This window comes from Methylobacterium sp. GXS13 (genome assembly GCF_001455965.1).
Classification (GTDB): Bacteria; Pseudomonadota; Alphaproteobacteria; order Rhizobiales; family Beijerinckiaceae; genus Methylobacterium.
Window position 1 is genome coordinate 20255 of the sequence record NZ_LKKO01000027.1, and the last position, 16534, is coordinate 36788.

A 16534-nucleotide genomic window follows, 5' to 3' on the forward strand; every position below is an offset into this window, starting at 1 on the left:
GCGCCGCTCCTTCAATCCCCCGCCCGCACGATCGTCGGCTCGTGGGTCACGGCAAAATTCACCGATCGGGCGATGAAGCACATCGCATGCGCCCGGTGGTGCAGCGCCCGGGCCTCGGCGGCGTCCGACTCGGCGGTGATCGTCACGCGGGGGCGCAGGGTGACGGCGGTGAACTGGCCGGCACCGTCGGCCTCCTCGGTCATGCGGCCCTCGGCGGTATCCGTGTAGGACGTCACCACGATCCCGGCCTGGGCGCAGAGGCCGAGATACCAGAGCTTGTGGCAAGCGCAGAGCGAGGCGACCAGCAGGTCTTCAGGGTTCCACCGGGCCGGGTCGCCTCGAAAGGCTGGGTCCGCCGAACCCGGGATCGGGGGCTTGCCCGGGGCCTCCGCCGCGAAGGCCCGGTCGTAGCCACGATAGGTCTGGGTGCCGGTGCCCCGGTTGCCGGTCCAGGTCACCGTGACCGGGTAACTGTGCTCTGTCTCGGACATGACGCCCTTCCGGCTGGACCGTCTGGGAAGCGGTGCCGCACTCGGCTAGGCTTCCCAGACCGCGCCGCTCGTATCGCGTCGCGCGGCCGCATAGCTTAGCAAAGCGGGCCGCCGCCGCCAGCCAGCCGCGGGCGCCGCCTGGAGTAAAGATACGATGGCACGCCGCTTCGTCACCCTCGACGTGTTCACCGAGCAAAAGCTCGCCGGCAACCCGCTGGCCGTGGTGCTCGACTCCGAGGGGCTCGACACGGCCGCGATGCAGGCCATCGCCGGGGAGTTCAACCTGTCCGAGACGGTGTTCGTGCTGCCGCCGAGCGAGGCCCGCCACCGGGCGCGGCTGCGGATTTTTACGCCGCTGCACGAGTTGCCGTTTGCCGGCCATCCCACCGTGGGCGCGGCCGTGCTGCTGGCGCTGGAGGGGCCGTCGCAGGGGGATGCCCGGGCCTTCGGCCTGGAGGAGCGGATCGGGATCGTGCCCTGCGTGGTCGAGCCGTTTGCCGACGGCAGCGGCGGGCGGGCGCGGTTCAAGCTGCCGGCCCTGCCGGAATTCCTGGGGGAGGGGCCGGATCCGGCGGTGCTGGCGCCGCTCCTCGGGCTGGCGCCCGGCGATATCGGCACCGGCCGTCACGTCCCGAGCCGCCACGGGGTCGGGCCGAGCTTCACCTGCGTGCCCATCGCCACGGTGGCGGCGCTCGACGCCGCAAAACCCGCCCAGGGGCCCGAGGCCGCCGACGGGCTCTATCTCTACGCCTCCGATCCCGAGGGTAAAGGCCAGAGCTGGCGCGTGCGGATGTTCGCGCCCCATCTCGGCGTCGCGGAGGACCCGGCCACCGGCTCGGCGGCCGCCGCCTTCGCGGGGGTGCTGATGCAGTTCGAGACCCTGGGGGCGGGCACCCACGACGTGGCGATCCGCCAGGGCGAGGCCATGGGCCGGCCGAGCGACATCGCGCTCCAGCTTACGATCGCGGCCGGCGCCCTGCGCTCGGTGGAGATCGGCGGCGCGGCCGTGATCGTGTCGGACGGACGTTTACGTGTCTGACGGCTTCCGGATCACCCGGCTCGCCGGCGTCATGGCCCGGCTCGTCGCCCACGACTGGCCGTTTCCCCGGGACGACGCGGACGCCATCGCCGCCCATTGGCAGGCGCGGCTCGCCCGCAGCCCCGGGATGTTCGACGGCACCGTGCTGCTCGGCAGCGCCTGCGCGGTCGCGGCCGGGATCGCCCGGGTCGATCTGTTCGCGGCAACCTATTCGAGCTTCATCGCCTACCGGGACCGGGGGCGGGAGGAGGGCGGGGTGGTCAACGCCTTCGCGTCGATCGTGCCCTGGAGCGCCGACGGCGCCGTCCTGCTGGGCGCGATGGGCGCCCACACGGCCAATGCCGGCCAGCTCTACTTCCCCTGCGGCACCCCGGACCTCGACGACGTGTGCGGCGCCACCGTCGACCTCGCCGGCAGCGCCGCCCGGGAGCTCGCCGAGGAGACCGGCCTCGTCCTGCCGGAGGATGCGGCGACCGGCTGGGTGATGCTCGAAGGGGAGGGGCAGCTCGCCTTCCTGCGGCCGGTGCGGTTCCCGGAGCCGGCGGAGGCCCTGTGCGCGCGCATCGAGGCGCATCGCCGCCAGGAGGCCGAGCCGGAACTCGCCGGGATCCATCTGGCCCGGGCCGCGGACGGCCCCGAGGCGGCCCGGATGCCGGGCTTCGTGCGGGCCTATCTGGCGGATGCGTTCGGGGCGTAGCCTGTCGAAGGCCGGCTGCGACGAAGCCCGGGCCCCATCGGTCTCACCGCACCGCGGGCGTCAGGCCCCCCGGCATCGGGACCGCCGGCCCCGGGGACGCCTTGCCGCCGATGGCGGCGTGCTGGGCGCAGCCGGTGTCGCAGAAGGCCCGCAGGGTGCGCCGGTCCAGGCCGACATCGCACAGCACATCGTCGTCGAGCGCCGAGAGGAGACGGTAATTCCGCGCCGCCGACCGTCGAGCCTGGATGGATTTCAGGATCGCCACAATCATATCTCGCTCTCCGACCCGGCGAATACGGATTTCGCGTCGCGCATCGACACGGTGGAGCGTGGCTCTGTTTCAAACGTCCCGCATCACGCATTTGAACGAGGGCGGGATGGGAGGTCGACCGGTCCCGCACAGATGGGGTCGGCGGCCGGGATCGGCAGCGGGCAGAGCAGCAGGAGGCGCATCAGCTCGGCCTGCCGGCGGGTGCCGGTCTTCTCGAACAGGCGGCGCAGATGCGCGCGGGCGGTATGCAGGGTGACCCGGCGCCGGGCCGCGCTCGCCGCGAGGTCGTGCCCGGCCAGGATGTCAGTGGCGATCGCCGCCTCGGCGGGGGTGAAGCCGAACTGGTCCTGCAGCACGGCCGGGTCCGGCAGCGGCGCGGCGTCGGGATCGACGACGCGCAGGAGCACGGCGTTGCCGGGGATCGCGCAGGCGGCGATCAGGAGGGTGCCGGTCTCGCCCGCGAGCCGGACGGAGCAGCCGGCGCCGATGGCGCAGCGGGCGATGAGCCGGCCGATCGCCGCGCCGTGCTCGGGCGATCCGCTGCACAGGCATCCGTTCCGGAGGCGCAGCAGACCCCGGCGGATCAGGGCCTGGGCGGCACGGTTCAGGAAAAGCGTGCGTCCGGAGCGGTCGATGATCGCCACCCCCTCCTCGAAATGCTCGATCAGACGGTGCAGCGCGGTCTCTACCGGGACCGGGTCAAGTCGTGGGGCGCCGGACCCGCAGGCCGGGCGCGCGTCTCGGTCCAAAATCGCAATCACGCGCGGCCCTCGTCGGATCGATGCGGATGACGGGATGCAGAACCCGGGTCCCCGCGCAGTTATTCCCGGGCCGGGCGCGAAATCGTCAGCGTGGCCGGGCGGTCCGGGCGCGGTACAGCTCGACGAAGCCGCGCAGGTCCCGGGCGTTGAGGTCCGACACCGCCCAGTAGGTGAGGTCGCCCGCCTCCCAGCGCTCGAGGAACGTCCCGTCCCGGCGGGCCTCGCCGGCCTGCGCGCCGCCGGTCGCCGGGACCACCGTGACGCTGATTACGTGCCGGTCGTGGCGGTAGACCAGGGTCGGCACCGGCTGGCCGTCGACGATGTCGATCCGGCCGCCGACCAGGGGGTAGCCCCGGTCGGACAGGTCGGGGGCGTCGGGCGCGATGGTGGTGCGGCCGTTGAACCAGGGCTTGACCACGTGCCCGTCGGCGGAGGCGATGTCGAAGGGCTGCGGCGCGGCCAGGCCCCGCAGATGGCCGGCCAGCACGGCCTCGCCCACCGGGGACGGGGCCTCGGCGGTTCCGAGGGGAACGATCCCGCCGAGCGACGCGCCGATGGCGATCCCGGCCACCAGCGTCGCGGCCAGTGCCGGCCGGGCGCCGAGCCGGGAGCGGCGGGGCTCCGGGTCGGCGAACCCGATCTGCCGGACGATCCGCCCCCGCAAGGTCTCGGGGGCCGGCACCTCCGCGAGGGTCGCGCGCACGGCGCCCGAGAGGCCGCGCAGGCGCGCGGCCCGCGCGCGCAGGTCCGGCTCGGCCGCGAGGCGGCACTCCATGGCCAGCACTTCGCCGGGCGACAATTCACCGTCGGCGTAGGCGCTCAGCAGCAGGAGGGTTTCGTCGTCGCCGGTCATCGCCCGTCCTTCGCGAGCCGTTCGAGCAGGTGCTGGCGCGCCCGCGCCAGGCGCGACATCACGGTCCCGATCGGCACGCCCGTCACCTCGGCGATCTCCCGGTAGCCGAGGCCGTGATACTCGCGCAGGACCAGCGCCTCCCGGAACGGGACCGGCAGCGCCGCGCTCGCCCGGCCGAGCCGCCCGGCCTCGTCGCGGGCGATGAGCGTGGCCTCGGGGGTCTCCGGCGCCTCGGCGAGACCGCTACCGGCATCCAGGGCGGCCCGGGCCTCCGGGGCGAGGTCCTCGGCGAAGATCACCGCCCGGGGCCGGTGCCGCTGCAGCCAGGAATAGCCGGTGTTGCGGACGATGGTCAGGAACCACGCCCTCGCGTTCCCCTCCGCGAAGGTCTCGATCGCCCGGTAGGCGCGCAGACACGCCTCCTGCATCACGTCCTCGGCGTCGGTGGCGTTGCCGGTGAGCCAGTGCGCGAGCCGGTAGCCCTCATCGAGGCGGGGCAGGACCAATTGGCTGAAGCGCGCACGGGCGAGCGTCGTCACGCGCCGCCGCCCCTCGGATCGCTCGCTCGCGCCGCCATCGGCCGCCCACCCCGAAGCTCCGCCCCCGGACTGAGAACCGTCGGGCCGCCCCGGTTATTCCCGGGGGCATGAGCATCATCCCGAACGGTGGTTGCCGGCTTTCAGATAACGATGATGCACAATCAGAGCTTCGAAAAATCAGGCGTCGAGCCCCAGCATCAGCCCGAGATTCTGCACCGCCGCCCCGGAGGCGCCCTTGCCGAGATTGTCGAGGCGCGCCACCAGCACCGCCTGCCCGTGCTCGGACGAGCCGAACACCCGCAGCTCCAGCCGGTCGGTGTCGTTGAGATCCTCGGGCGTGATCTTCTCGCGGTGGGCGCCGGTCTCGGCGCCGGTCGTCACCTGGACCAGGGGCTGGCCGGCGTACCAGTCGCGCAGGGCCGCCTCCAGGTCGCCGGCCGCGGGCTTGCCCGGCAGCGCGTCGAGGTGGAGCGGGACGCTCACCAGCATGCCCTGACGGAAATTGCCCACCGACGGCACGAAGATCGGCCGCCGGGTGAGCCCGCTGTACAGTTGGAGTTCCGGCACGTGCTTGTGGGCGAAGCCGAGGCCGTAGAGCAGGAACGGCGCCGCGCTGCCCCGCTCGTATTCCTCGATCATGCCCTTGCCGCCGCCGCTATAGCCGCTGACCGCGTTGACGCTGATGGGGAGATCCGCCGGGATCAGGCCGGCTTCGACCAGGGGGCGCAGGAGCGCGATGCCGCCGGTCGGGTAGCAGCCGGGATTGGCCACCCGCCGGGCGCCGGACACGGCTGCGCCCTGCTCCCGGGTCATCTCCGGGAAGCCATAGGTCCAGCCGGGGGCGACCCGGTGGGCGGTGCTGGCATCGAGGATGCGCGGGCCGCCGCCCGGCAGGCTGTCGGCGAGCGCCACCGTCTCCTTGGCGGCGTCGTCCGGAAGGCACAGGACGGCGAGGTCGACCTCGGCAAGCAGCGCGCGCTTGGCCGCCGGGTCCTTCCGGTGCTCGGCTGCGATGCTGCGCAGGGTGACGCGTCCGTCGCGCTCCAGGCGCTCGCGGATGCCGAGGCCGGTAGTGCCGGCCTCGCCGTCGATGAACACGATGGGCCGTGTGGCTGCTTCGCTCGCCATGATCCGTCTCGCAGGCCAGAATCACACCCGGCCGTTACGGTCCGGGGGTGAGGCCTGCGGACGCCCCTGTCAACGCCGTCAGGTCGGCAGGCGGCCGTCGGGCGAGTAGCGGTCGATCGCCGAGGGCAGCTCGCGAGACAGGCGGGCCAGCAGGGCGGCCCGGCTGAGCCCGGTCTGCTGGGTCAGGTGGTCGAGGGTCTCGGGCCCGATGGCGCGCTCGAGGTCGGTCTCGGGGATGGCGCGGTTGGTGCCGTGATTGATCCAAGAGGTCGCAGTCTCGCCGTGCCCGCCCTTGGTGAAGTGGTCGACCAACTCGCTGAGGCCGCTGGCGATCAGGCCGCCGACCCCCGCCGTCCCGGCACCGCCGAGCAAGCCGCCGAGGCGGGAAAAGGTATCGCTGCTGCCTGTCCCGCTCGTGTGGGCGGGATTCGGCACGGACGGGACGGGGGACGAGCTGGTCCCGTGTTCGTGGCCCTTCAACAGCTCGGCGAGCTTGTCGCGATTCTGGTAGCCGGCCACGGCCAGAAGGCCCAGCAGCGCGGTCATCGAGGGGTAACCCTTGCTCATGGCGTGTCCTCTCGGGTGTCCACCGAATTCGGTTCGCTGACGGGCCCCGGTCGGCGGATTCCGGGGCCCGCGAAGGGGCTCAGTGGGGGCGGCGCGACGGGGCGGCCGACCGGCCGGCGAAGCGGCGGCCGACATAGGCGATCAGCTTCGGCAGGACGAAGATGGTGAGGAGCTTGCGGATCATCGGGGTTCTCCGTGGGGGCGACGGGGGCAGTGAGGGCGTCGGCGGCCGGATCGGAGTCCGGCCGCCGGTCGGGAGATCGCCGCGCGGTGCGCGGGGATCGCGGGTCTCAGGCGCGGCGGGTGCCGTAGGAATCGACCAGGGTCTCGGTCTTCGGGGCGCCGAGGCGGCCGCCCAGGAAAGCGGCCAACGCGCCGAGGATCAGGGCGAGGGCGGCGTAGAAGGCGCCCTGGGTAGCCGCCGACTTGGCGGCGACGGCCGCGGCCTCAGCCTTCTGCTTGGCCGTGGCGACCGCCTGGTCGTACTGCTTCTCGTAGTCCTGGATCTGCTGCTTGGCCTGATCGACCGGGATGCCCTGCGCCTTGGCGAGTGCGTCGGCCGCACGGGTCTCGGCCTGCTGCTTCTGGGCCGGGTCACCGGTCAGAACCGCGCGGACCGCCGCCACGGCCGCGTCACGCGCCGCCTGCGGATCCTGGCCGGACGCCTGCTGGCGCACGGTGCTCTCGATCCCGTCGAGCGGGTTCGAGATCTTGGACAGCGAGGGTGCCGCGGCCTGGGCCGCCGTCTGCACGGTGCCGCCGACCAGGTTGCCGGCACCGCTGAGCGTGGTGGCCACGCCGTTGAAGGCGCCGCCGACGATCCCGCCCACCGCCGAGGTCAGCAGGTAGAGGACGACCAGGGTGGTCACCGACCAGGACACCAGGCCGTGCAGGCCGGCCGCGCCGCCCACCGGCTTGCCCGAGAGCCGCCCGGCCATAAAGCCGCCGATCAGCGAGGCGACGATGCCCGAGGCCACGAACCAGATGCCGGCGCTCATCGACAGGGTCGAGGCGGCGGGGTTGTCGGCGGCATTCATGCCGACGCTCGACAGGCCGATGCCGACACCGAGCATGTTCAGGATCACCTGGGCGACCAGCGCCGTGGTGGCGCCGGCGAAGATCGCACCCCACGACACCTGGTGGAGAAGGACGGTGCGCGCGTCGCTCGTATGAGCGAGCGGCGCGGTCGAGAGGTTGGGGGATGCTGTCACTGTGTACTCCTGGTCGTCGGGTCGAGAAGGGCGCTCGCGCTCAGCGGCGGGCGTGCATGAGGAGGGCGAGGCCGTAGCCGACGGCGCCGGCGATCAGCAGCGCGACGAGCGGGCTCTCCTCGACCTGCTGGGCCACGGCGCGGGTGCCCCGGCGGGCGTAGTCGCCGGCATGCTGGTAGGCGTCCTCGGCGTAGTGGCCGGCCTCGTTGGCGACGGTGCGGGCCGTGTCCTTGGCCTGGCCGTAGAGGTTCTCAGCCGAGCCCTGTGCCTCGCGGAAGCGCCCCTCGACCGAGTCGCCCTTCGAGCCGGTGAGGTCGCCCACGGCGCCCTGGGCCTTGCCGACGAATTCCTTGGCGGCGCCGGTCACGCGATCGGTATCAACCATGATGTCTCTCCTGTTTGTGCGTTGAGGTCTGGGGTGTCTGGTGTGCGCCGCTCGACCCGGATGGCGCGTGGCGCGGCCTTCCGGGTTTCGCGTCGGACTTCTACGAAGCGTGTGGAGCCCGGCCCGTCGCGGCGATGCCGCGCCTCCGGGCCGATGGCTCCGATCAGTGAACCCGAGATCGGACCGGGAGTTGCCGGCATGTTCGTCTCGACTTCGAAATTGGCGTGTCCCGCGCGGTGGATTCAACGAAGACCGCAGGTGGGGCCTGATTTGCTCAGATCAATAGTGAATTCATACCGGTATTCTCCGACTTATGTACTGGCCTCCCTGGTGGTGAAGCCGTTGTCCCGGCCCCACACGATCACCTCGGTGCGCTTGTGGACGCCGAGCTTGCGGTAGAGCGAGGCGGCGTGGTTGCGCACGGTGTTGCGCGACAGGTTCAGCCGCTTGGCGATGGCCTCGTCCGAGAGGCCGGCGCAGACCAGCCCGAGGATCTGGCGCTCCCGGACCGTGAGGCTCTGGACGCCCTCGTCGGCGCTGTCGCGGCCGGGATGCCGGAGGCCGGCGAGCTTCTCGATCAGGCCGCGGCTGAACCACGAGGTATCGGCCATCACGGTCTCGATCGCGGTGAACAGCTCGCGCTCGGACCGCTTGCGCTCGGTGATGTCCTGCAGCACCGCGAGCACGTAGTCGTCCTCGCCGATCACCACCCGCTCGGCCGACACGAGGCAGTCGATCTCGGTCCCGTCCTCGTGGCGCATGCAGGTCTCGAGGCCGAGCACGTAGCCCGTGCGCCGGACCGTCGCCTCGAACTTGGCGCGGGCGGAATTCGACACCCACAGACCCATCTCCTCGGCGGAGCGTCCGACGGTCTTGTCCTGGCCGTAGCCGAAGATCCGCGGGAAGGCCTCGTTGATGGCCGTGACGGCGAAGCCGTCGGCCCGGGCGAGCAGCGTCGGCACCGGCGTCATCCGGAACGCGGTGGCAAAGCGCGCCTCGCTCTGGCGCAGGGAGGTCTCGGCCTTCTTTCGCAGCTCCAGATCCGCGAAGGTGAAGAGCATGCACGGCTCATCGCCCATCTCGATCGGCTGTCCGGCCACGATGACGAAGCGGGTGCCGCCATCCGGCAGGTGCAGGCAGGCCTCCATCTGGGGGATGGTCGCGCCCGCATTGAGCCGCGTTACGGCCAGCTCGCGCTGCTTGGCATCGGCCAGCACGTCGACCTCGTAGACGCTGCGCCCGATCACCGCGTCGCGGGTGTGGCCGGTCATCTCCAGGAAGCCGGCATTGACCCGGACGTGGCGCAGGTCGGACAGCCGGGTGATCACGGCCGGCGCCGGGTTGGCGTTGAAGGTCTTCTCGAACCGCTCCTCGGCCTCGAATTGCGGCGTGACGTTCTGGAGGATCAGCGCCAGGCAGCTCGGCTGCCCCGCGTGGTCGGTGGCGACCAGGCTGCGCAGGGAATGGACGAAGGCGACGTCCGGCTGATCGGTGCGCACCACCTCGACGATGACGTCGTGGAACGTCTCGCCCCGGACCACCCGCTCGATCGGGTAATGCTCGGGCGGCCGGTTGTTGCGGTAGCGGACCGAGAACCGGCCCCGGTAGGCGTCGACGGTCTCGCCCAGTTCCTCCAGGCTGCCGGCCCCATGCATGGCCAGGGCGGCGTCGTTGGCCCAGGTGATCGTCTGGTCCGGCTCGACCAGGATCACGCCCTCGGTCAGGCCGGCGATGATCTGCCTCAGCTCATGTCTGTCGACGCCCGCGGTCACGGTGGTTCGTCTGCCTCGCCTGATGCGATCCGGACTGGATCGGCGGCGGGTAACAGGCGGCGGACCCGGTTGTTCCGTTGTGCGCAACCAATGTGCTGGTATATTTTACTTAGGATCGTAATCGGCCGTCGTGGTGCAACGGAAGTGCGGGCAGCCGAGGTTTTGAACCTTTCGATGCGGGTTTTCGCGCGGGTCGTCGCCCGGCTCCAAAACCCGCCGCCATCCAACGAGAAGCTCCTGGCTGCGCTCACGGCCCTGTCCGATCCCCCGAAGCGCCACTGGCTTGGCGCGACGCTGCCCTCGCCGAAGTGGTCAAGAGGGGGGTCGTTCCCGGTATCGGGCGAGGGCTATGAAACGACCGCGTGGAGCGCGTTTCCCGAACGCGACGGATCTCCCGTGGTGTGAGCCCCATCAGCTTTGGATTGTGCGGCTGCTTGCGACCCAACACAGTCGTACAAGCAGCTACGAGGGCCGCACGAAAGCGGACATAGGCTGGGGTGAAACTCGACGACGCAAATGACCCGTTGCGAACTTTCCGCCGCCCAGCCTCGCTCAAGTTCATCGAGACCACGCTCCAGGTCGGCAAACCCGTTACCCTTATCTGCCACGCCCTTAGCGTGTTGCCTCACAATCAGGGGCCCGATGGCAAGCCGCTGGTCGAGGGCAAGGCCGTCACCGGCTTCGGTCGCCTGCCCCGCGGCGTCCGCCTCCCGACGCAAGCTGCGAGGGCCTAGGGAATGGCCAGCCGGCGCCCGTAACGGCGGGCCCTAGGCTGGTAGAAGCCCCGAGGCCTGGTAGCTCTCGATCAGGCTGTCGAATTGCGCGACGTCCGAGCGGCTCCGCGCGTAGAGTTGGGCGCCGGACACCGCGGCGAAGATCGCCCGCGCCCGCGCCTCGCTCTCCTTAGGCTTCACCGCCCCGGCCATGACCAGCACCTTTGCGAGCCACGCGACGTTGACGTCGGCGAAGCCCCGCGCTTCCCGCTGCACCGTCTCCGGCAGGTTGGCGTACTCGGCCGACATGAAGCTGCATAGGCAAAGCCTGTTCCCGTCCTCCAGCGAGCGCCGGAAGGTGCTCGGGTAGAGCCGTAGGCATTCCAGTGGGTCGCCGGTCTTCTCCAGCATGGCGTCGAGCTCGACCGCGATGTCCTCCCAGTAGCGCCGTGCTACGGCCGCGCCGAGGTCCGCCTTGCTGGCGAAGTGGTGGTAGATACTCGCGGCCTTGATGCCGACCTCGGCGGCGAGGTCGCGGTAGCTTAAGCCGCCGTAGCCGTGCGCCTGCGCGGTCTTCCGCGCGGCGGCCAGGATCGTTTCCTTCGCGTTCGTGCTCACCCTGACTCCGCGTTCAAACTCAAAACCTACCGATCGTTAGTTAGGGATTGACGAACCAAAAATCCAGACCTAACTCCAGCCCTGCCTAACGACAGGTAGGCAAACCATAGGGCAGGGACACGGATATGACTCAGGACATCATCTTCTCCGACGCGACCGGGCTCGCCGAGCTAATCCGGACCAAGCAGCTCTCGGTCGTCGAGGTCGTCCAAGCGCACCTCGACCGCATCGAGGCCATCGACCCCAAGGTCAACGCCATCGTCACCGTCGCGGAAGGCGCGCTCGCCGCCGCCCGGGCCGCCGAGGCCGCGGTCATGGCCGGCAAGGCGCTCGGGCCGCTCCACGGGGTGCCGTTCACCGTGAAGGACTCCATCGACACTGCAGGCGTAATGACCCAGCGGGGCTCGCCGATCTTCAAGGGCCGGGTACCGGACGCCGACGCCACCAGCGTCGCCCGGATGAAGAAAGCCGGCGGCATCCTACTCGCCAAGACCAACCTGCCCGAGTTCTCCTACTGGATTGAGAGCGACAACCTGCTCTCCGGCCGCTCCAACAACCCCTGGGACCTCGACCGCACGCCCGGCGGCTCCAGCGGCGGCGAGTCGGCGGCCATCGCGGCGGGCATGTCGCCGTTGGGCCTGGGCACCGACCTGGCTATCTCGGTCCGCGGCCCGGCTGCTCAGACCGGTATCGTCTCGCTGAAAGCCACCCACGGGCGCGTGCCGATGACCGGCATCTGGCCGCGCGCACCGCGCCGCTTCTGGCACGTCGGCCCGATGGCCCGCTCAATCCGCGATCTCGCGCTCGCCTTCTCGCAACTCGCCGGCCCCGACGGGCAGGACGCGTTCGCGAGCAGCACCGTCCCGTTCGACGCCGGTCTCGGCGCCGCGTCCGACCGGAAGCTGCGGGTCGGCTGGATGGTCGGTCCGGGCTTCGGCCCCATCGACACGCAGGTCGCGGCGACCGTAAAGGCGGCGGCCGAGGCCCTCAGGGGTGAGGGGCACCACGTCGAGGAGGTGCGTATCCCGGCTCTTGAGCGCGATTTTGCTCTCGACGTCTTTAACAAGCTCCACGTCATGGAGATGAAACCCGCCTTCCGCGAGGCGACCGCCGGGCACAAGAACCAGATGTACAAGATGGCCAAGACCATGCTGTCGCTGCCCGACACCTCGATGAAGGACTACGTCGCGGCAGAGCAGGCGGCAGAGCGGCTCCGAGACGGCTACGCGGCCTACTTCCGGGACTTCGACGTGCTCATGACCCCGGTGCTGCCCATTCCCGCGCACAAACACGGCATCCAGGAACTCGTCGTTAACGGCGAGACAGTTGACCTGACCTACCTGCAGGGCGCGACCGTGCCCCTGAATGTGACGGGTTTGCCAGGACTGTCGATGCGGTTCGGGACGAGCCGCGAGGGCCTGCCGATCAACGTGCAGTTGGTGGGAAGCTGGCAGGCGGAGACGACTCTCCTGCACGCTGCCTCGGTGCTGGAGGCCGTGAGCCCGGTCCGCGGGCTACATCCGAGCCTCTGACGGGTGCGATCGAGGCCGGAGATCTGTCCGGCCCCGGACCCCTGAGATGGTAAGGTCGTACGGCGGCTGTCTATGGCGTGACGGGCGGCATCGACCCACGGACGTTGTGGCCGCGTGACCGACCATTCCATCTCAACGGCAGCAGTCGGGCTTCAAGCGGCCCTTCAAGTGGGTTCGCCCGAAGGTCGTCTGATGGCGCAAAGCTGTCGGCCGTTCGCTCGGGTTGATCGTCGGCTTTTCAGGTTTCGCCGCCCTAAAGCAGACTGGCAAGAAACCACCCACCGCGGACATTGTGACAGCTGCTCCGGTTGCGTTCAGACCTCGGTCTGCTTCGCCGCACCCGAACACGAAAAAGGGCGGCTCCCGCAGGAACCGCCCTTTCGCAAATCGTCGATAAAACCGGGGATCAGCGCTTCGAGAACTGGAAGCTGCGGCGGGCCTTCTTGCGGCCGTACTTCTTGCGCTCGACCACGCGGGCGTCGCGGGTGAGGAAGCCTTCGCGCTTCAGCGGCGCGCGCAGCTCCGGCTCGTAGTAGGTCAGCGCCTTCGAGAGACCGTGGCGCACGGCGCCGGCCTGACCCGAGAGACCGCCGCCGGCGACCGTGACGTTGATGTCGTACTGGTCGACGCGGCCAGCGATCTCCAGCGGCTGGCGCAGGATCATGCGCAGCACCGGACGGGCGAAGTAGACCTCGACCGGGCGCTTGTTGATCGTGACCGTGCCGTTGCCGGGCTTGATCCAGACGCGGGCGACCGCGTCCTTGCGCTTGCCGGTGGCGTAGGCGCGGCCCTGCGCATCCAGCTTCTGGATGTGGACCGGGGCCTCGTTGGCGGGGTCGACCGCGCCGGTATTCGCCCGGTTGAGGTCGGCGAGGGACTGGAGGGTCGCCATGATCAAGCGCTCACGTTCTTGCGGTTGAGGGCGCCGACGTCGAGCGCCTGCGGCTGCTGGGCGACGTGCGGGTGCTCGGCGCCCTTGTAGACGCGGAGGTTGCCGAGGATCTGCCGGAAGAGCGGGCCGCGGGGCAGCATGCGCTCGACGGCCTTCTCGACGACGCGCTCGGGGAAGCGCCCTTCGAGAATGAACTTGGCCGTGCGCTCCTTGATCCCGCCCGGGTAGCCGGTGTGGTAGTAGTAGCGCTTCTGGACGTACTTGCGGCCGGTGAACTTCACCTTGTCCGCGTTGACGACGATCACGTGGTCACCGCAATCGACGTGGGGCGTGTAGGCGGCCTTGTGCTTGCCGCGCAGGCGCATGGCGACGATCGAGGCGAGGCGGCCGACGACGAGGCCCTCCGCGTCGATCACGATCCACTTCTTGTCGACCTCGGCGGGCTTTAGCGAGGTGGTCTTCATGGTGAGATCCCAGGGTTCCGACGCGCCGGAACCCCGACGGATCGGGACGCGGACAGCCTCGGGGTGCCGAAAAACGAGCCGCCGCGTGGGGAGCACGCGGCGGCGACGGCCGGTGGATAGCCGGGGATACCCGGCCCGTCAACCGATAAAATCGAAATCCCGAAAACGTCATGTTCTGGAATGACTTCGCGTTAGCGGTATCATGATACCGCGCCGCTCACCCCGGGCGCTTGCCCCGCTCGGCGATGGTGAGCCGCTGGACGCCCCGGCCGGCCAGAACCGGCTTGCGCGAGGTCAGGATGCGCGAGTTCACCCCGGTCCAGCCGATCTCGCCCGAGAGCCGGCCGTACTCGATCTTCGGGCAGCGGTTCATGATCACCGTGAGCCCGCGCGCCTCGGCCCGGGCGGCCGCCGCGTCGTCGCGCACGCCGAGCTGCATCCAGATCACCTTCGGCAGCGGGTCGAGGGCGAGCGCCTCGTCCACCAGGGGGCCGGCGGCGGCGGAATTGCGGAAGATCTCGACCATGTCGATCGGCTCCGGGATCTCCGCGAGGGTGGCCACCACCCGCCGCCCGAGCAGATCCTGCCCGGCGAGGCCCGGATTGACCGGAACCACCGCATAGCCCCGGTCGAGCAGGTATTTGAGCACGATCCAGCTCGGGCGGGCCGGGTTCGCGGAGGCGCCGACCAGGGCGATCGTGCGCGTGTCGTTCAGGATTTTTCGGATCTGCGCCTCGGGATAGCGCGCGTGCCGGGCGGCGAAGTCGGGATCCGGCGCGTCCGGGGGCAGCGTCCCTCGGCTGTCATTGGTCTGGTGCATGCCCGCCGCTCCCGCCGTACCATACGGTTTCCCGCTCACGTGCTCGGCCTTTCGACCCGCGCCGTCATCGCGAGCGTAGCGAAGCGACCCAGGGACACGCTACGGTCAGGGATCGCCGCGCGGCCCTAGGTTGCTTCGCTGCGCTCGCAATGACGGTGAGAGTGCAGCGCGCTATCAACGGGACGCCGCATCATCGCAGGGCCATGGTTCGCGCGGAAGGGGGTTGTTAGAGCCGCCAGACCGTATGCCCCAGCGCCCGGAACGCCTCGGCGTCGAACAGCGACTTCACGTCCACGATCAGGCCCCCAGGCCTGAGCCGGGCGGCGATTTCTTCCGGGGTCAGCGCGGCATAGTCCCGGTGCGGCACCGCCACCACCACCGCGTCGGCTGCGTCGGGCAGGTCGGCCCAGTCGACGAGGTCGATGCCGTACTCGGCCCGGGCCTCGTCCTTGCGGGCCCGGGGATCGTGGACCGAGACGGCGCAGCCGAACTCCGCCAGCTCCCGCACGAGGTCGGCCACCTTGGAATTGCGCAGGTCCGCGCAATTCTCCTTGAAGGTCAGGCCGAGCACGATGACCTTCGCCCCCCCGGCGCTGCCACCGTGCTGGACGATCAGCTTGACGGTCTTGCGGGCGACATGGGCGGCCATGCTGTCGTTGATCCGCCGCCCGGCCAGGATCACCTGCGGATGGTGGCCGACCATCGCGGCCTTGTGGGTCAGGTAATAGGGATCGACCCCGATGCAGTGGCCCCCGACCAGCCCCGGGCGGAACGGCAGGAAGTTCCACTTGGTGCCGGCGGCCTGCAGGACCTCCTGGGTGTCGAGGTCGAGCTTGTCGAAGATCTGCGACAGCTCGTTCATCAGCGCGATGTTCAGGTCGCGCTGGGTGTTCTCGATGACCTTGGCGGCCTCCGCGACCCGGATCGACGAGGTCGCGTGGATCCCGGCCGCGATGATCGTCCCGTAGAGCGCGGTGAGCCGCGCCAGGGTCTCCGGGGTGTCGCCGGCCACGATCTTCACGACCTTACTGAGGCTGTGCTCCCGGTCGCCGGGATTGATCCGCTCGGGCGAGTAGCCGACCCAGAAACCCGCCTTCCAGCGCAGGCCGGAATGCTGCTCCAGCACGGGGACGCAGACCTCCTCGGTGGCGCCGGGATAGACCGTGGATTCGAACACCACGATCGCCCCGTCCCGCATGTGCCGCCCGACCAGCGCCGAGGCCTCGGTGAGCAGGCTGAAATCCGGGCTCTGGGCGTCGTCCACCGGGGTCGGCACCGTGACGATGATCACGTCGGCCTCCGACAGGGCGGCCGGGTCGTCGGTGATCGCCAGGCGGGTCGCGGCCCGGAACGAAGCCGGGTCGATCTCCCCGGCCGGGTCGATCCCGTCCCGATAGGCCGCGACCTTGGCGGGGGCGCGCTCGTAGCCGATCGTGCGCAGGCCCTGGCCGAACGCCAAAGCGAGCGGAAGCCCGACATAGCCCAGGCCGACGATGGCCACGCAGGTCGTTTCGGAGGGGGGGACGTCCATCGGTGATGCCGTGCGGGGCGCATGCCGCCTGGATTGGGTCATACCCGCTCGCGGCGGGTTTCGGTATGCGGGAGCGAGGGGGCCACATCGCCTGACATTCTCGTGTCCGTCCTTCCCCCGCAGGGGCTACGACGTTCAGATAGCGGTTTGTGTTGGACGCGACGCGCTCTCCTCCCCCTTGCGGGGAGGAGTTGGAGGTGGGGGTGGCGCAGAAGGAACGGTTGCGCCCTATCCTGCACCACCCCCACCC

19 protein-coding genes are annotated in these 16534 nt (G+C 70.3%); 4 read left to right on the top strand and 15 right to left on the bottom strand.

The window, feature by feature from the left end; translation table 11 throughout:
* Positions 1 to 11: 11 nt before the first annotated feature.
* Positions 12 to 491, bottom strand: coding sequence for an OsmC family protein (locus AO398_RS10070; RefSeq protein ID WP_058191924.1), 480 nt, complete (start codon positions 489 to 491; stop codon positions 12 to 14).
* 154 nt (positions 492 to 645) lie between these two features.
* Between AO398_RS10070 and AO398_RS10075 the strand changes: the two genes are divergently transcribed.
* Together AO398_RS10075 and AO398_RS10080 are read left to right on the top strand one after the other, a co-directional pair.
* On the top strand, positions 646 to 1530 hold the full coding sequence (locus AO398_RS10075) for a PhzF family phenazine biosynthesis protein (protein WP_058191925.1): 885 nt from the start codon (positions 646 to 648) through the stop codon (positions 1528 to 1530).
* A gap of 31 nt (positions 1531 to 1561) precedes the next feature.
* The gene (locus tag AO398_RS10080; protein ID WP_244498721.1) at positions 1562 to 2227 is read left to right on the top strand and encodes an NUDIX hydrolase; all 666 of its coding nucleotides are present in this window, start codon (positions 1562 to 1564) and stop codon (positions 2225 to 2227) included.
* A gap of 43 nt (positions 2228 to 2270) precedes the next feature.
* Here the strand turns inward: AO398_RS10080 and AO398_RS10085 are convergent, their stop codons facing one another.
* From AO398_RS10085 to AO398_RS10125, 9 genes are all read right to left on the bottom strand, one after another.
* Positions 2271 to 2498: a hypothetical protein gene (locus AO398_RS10085; RefSeq protein WP_058191927.1), complete on the bottom strand. Its 228-nt coding sequence runs from the start codon at positions 2496 to 2498 to the stop codon at positions 2271 to 2273.
* A gap of 83 nt (positions 2499 to 2581) precedes the next feature.
* Complete coding sequence (locus AO398_RS10090; protein WP_058191928.1) at positions 2582 to 3259, bottom strand: helix-turn-helix transcriptional regulator; 678 nt, start codon at positions 3257 to 3259, stop codon at positions 2582 to 2584.
* Between the two features lie 85 nt (positions 3260 to 3344).
* Positions 3345 to 4112, bottom strand: a complete 768-nt coding sequence (locus AO398_RS10095; protein ID WP_058191929.1) for an anti-sigma factor — start codon at positions 4110 to 4112, stop codon at positions 3345 to 3347.
* On the bottom strand, positions 4109 to 4651 hold the full coding sequence (locus AO398_RS10100; protein WP_058191930.1) for a sigma-70 family RNA polymerase sigma factor: 543 nt from the start codon (positions 4649 to 4651) through the stop codon (positions 4109 to 4111). The genes AO398_RS10095 and AO398_RS10100 overlap by 4 nt, the downstream gene beginning before the upstream one ends.
* Before the next feature lie 177 nt (positions 4652 to 4828).
* Entirely contained in the window at positions 4829 to 5779 is a 951-nt protein-coding gene (gene argC / locus AO398_RS10105) for an N-acetyl-gamma-glutamyl-phosphate reductase (RefSeq protein WP_058191931.1), read from the bottom strand.
* Between the two features lie 78 nt (positions 5780 to 5857).
* Positions 5858 to 6346, bottom strand: coding sequence for a YidB family protein (locus AO398_RS10110; RefSeq protein ID WP_058191932.1), 489 nt, complete (start codon positions 6344 to 6346; stop codon positions 5858 to 5860).
* 290 nt (positions 6347 to 6636) lie between these two features.
* Entirely contained in the window at positions 6637 to 7557 is a 921-nt protein-coding gene (locus AO398_RS10115) for a hypothetical protein (protein WP_058191933.1), read from the bottom strand.
* 40 nt (positions 7558 to 7597) lie between these two features.
* A complete protein-coding gene (locus AO398_RS10120; protein WP_058191934.1) occupies positions 7598 to 7942 on the bottom strand; it encodes a CsbD family protein in 345 nt (114 codons plus the stop codon).
* Between the two features lie 311 nt (positions 7943 to 8253).
* Positions 8254 to 9714 carry a helix-turn-helix transcriptional regulator gene (locus AO398_RS10125; RefSeq protein ID WP_058191935.1) on the bottom strand — a complete coding sequence of 487 codons (1461 nt, stop codon included), beginning with the start codon at positions 9712 to 9714 and terminating at the stop codon, positions 8254 to 8256.
* Positions 9715 to 10211: 497 nt separating this feature from the next.
* Between AO398_RS10125 and AO398_RS29040 the strand changes: the two genes are divergently transcribed.
* Positions 10212 to 10448, top strand: coding sequence for a hypothetical protein (locus AO398_RS29040; RefSeq protein ID WP_058191936.1), 237 nt, complete (start codon positions 10212 to 10214; stop codon positions 10446 to 10448).
* A 33-nt stretch (positions 10449 to 10481) separates the two neighbouring features.
* On the opposite strand, the gene AO398_RS10135 is transcribed toward AO398_RS29040, so the two are convergent.
* On the bottom strand, positions 10482 to 11045 hold the full coding sequence (locus tag AO398_RS10135) for a TetR/AcrR family transcriptional regulator (protein WP_058191937.1): 564 nt from the start codon (positions 11043 to 11045) through the stop codon (positions 10482 to 10484).
* A 125-nt stretch (positions 11046 to 11170) separates the two neighbouring features.
* Here AO398_RS10135 and AO398_RS10140 point away from each other — a divergent pair, with 125 nt between their 5' ends.
* Positions 11171 to 12577, top strand: coding sequence for an amidase (locus AO398_RS10140; protein WP_058191938.1), 1407 nt, complete (start codon positions 11171 to 11173; stop codon positions 12575 to 12577).
* A 406-nt stretch (positions 12578 to 12983) separates the two neighbouring features.
* Here the strand turns inward: AO398_RS10140 and rpsI are convergent, their stop codons facing one another.
* The 4 genes from rpsI to AO398_RS10160 form a co-directional block, all read right to left on the bottom strand.
* The gene (rpsI, locus tag AO398_RS10145; RefSeq protein ID WP_058191939.1) at positions 12984 to 13469 is read right to left on the bottom strand and encodes a 30S ribosomal protein S9; all 486 of its coding nucleotides are present in this window, start codon (positions 13467 to 13469) and stop codon (positions 12984 to 12986) included.
* A gap of 2 nt (positions 13470 to 13471) precedes the next feature.
* Positions 13472 to 13933, bottom strand: coding sequence for a 50S ribosomal protein L13 (gene rplM, locus AO398_RS10150; RefSeq protein ID WP_007565855.1), 462 nt, complete (start codon positions 13931 to 13933; stop codon positions 13472 to 13474).
* 217 nt (positions 13934 to 14150) lie between these two features.
* Positions 14151 to 14753 carry a CoA-binding protein gene (locus tag AO398_RS10155; RefSeq protein ID WP_058191940.1) on the bottom strand — a complete coding sequence of 201 codons (603 nt, stop codon included), beginning with the start codon at positions 14751 to 14753 and terminating at the stop codon, positions 14151 to 14153.
* Between the two features lie 226 nt (positions 14754 to 14979).
* Positions 14980 to 16284, bottom strand: a complete 1305-nt coding sequence (locus AO398_RS10160) for a nucleotide sugar dehydrogenase (RefSeq protein WP_058191941.1) — start codon at positions 16282 to 16284, stop codon at positions 14980 to 14982.
* Positions 16285 to 16534: the final 250 nt, after the last annotated feature.

Excerpts from the sequence above, each read along its gene's own strand:
- AO398_RS10070 (WP_058191924.1), bottom strand. The coding sequence starts at position 491 with ATGTCCGAGACAGAGCACAGTTACCCGGTCACGGTGACCTGGACCGGC.
- AO398_RS10075 (WP_058191925.1), top strand. The coding sequence starts at position 646 with ATGGCACGCCGCTTCGTCACCCTCGACGTGTTCACCGAGCAAAAGCTC.
- AO398_RS10080 (WP_244498721.1), top strand. The coding sequence starts at position 1,562 with ATGGCCCGGCTCGTCGCCCACGACTGGCCGTTTCCCCGGGACGACGCG.
- AO398_RS10085 (WP_058191927.1), bottom strand. The coding sequence starts at position 2,498 with ATGATTGTGGCGATCCTGAAATCCATCCAGGCTCGACGGTCGGCGGCG.
- AO398_RS10095 (WP_058191929.1), bottom strand. The coding sequence starts at position 4,112 with ATGACCGGCGACGACGAAACCCTCCTGCTGCTGAGCGCCTACGCCGAC.
- argC (WP_058191931.1), bottom strand. The coding sequence starts at position 5,779 with ATGGCGAGCGAAGCAGCCACACGGCCCATCGTGTTCATCGACGGCGAG.
- AO398_RS10110 (WP_058191932.1), bottom strand. The coding sequence starts at position 6,346 with ATGAGCAAGGGTTACCCCTCGATGACCGCGCTGCTGGGCCTTCTGGCC.
- AO398_RS10120 (WP_058191934.1), bottom strand. The coding sequence starts at position 7,942 with ATGGTTGATACCGATCGCGTGACCGGCGCCGCCAAGGAATTCGTCGGC.
- AO398_RS10140 (WP_058191938.1), top strand. The coding sequence starts at position 11,171 with ATGACTCAGGACATCATCTTCTCCGACGCGACCGGGCTCGCCGAGCTA.
- rpsI (WP_058191939.1), bottom strand. The coding sequence starts at position 13,469 with ATGGCGACCCTCCAGTCCCTCGCCGACCTCAACCGGGCGAATACCGGC.
- rplM (WP_007565855.1), bottom strand. The coding sequence starts at position 13,933 with ATGAAGACCACCTCGCTAAAGCCCGCCGAGGTCGACAAGAAGTGGATC.
- AO398_RS10155 (WP_058191940.1), bottom strand. The coding sequence starts at position 14,753 with ATGCACCAGACCAATGACAGCCGAGGGACGCTGCCCCCGGACGCGCCG.
- AO398_RS10160 (WP_058191941.1), bottom strand. The coding sequence starts at position 16,284 with ATGGACGTCCCCCCCTCCGAAACGACCTGCGTGGCCATCGTCGGCCTG.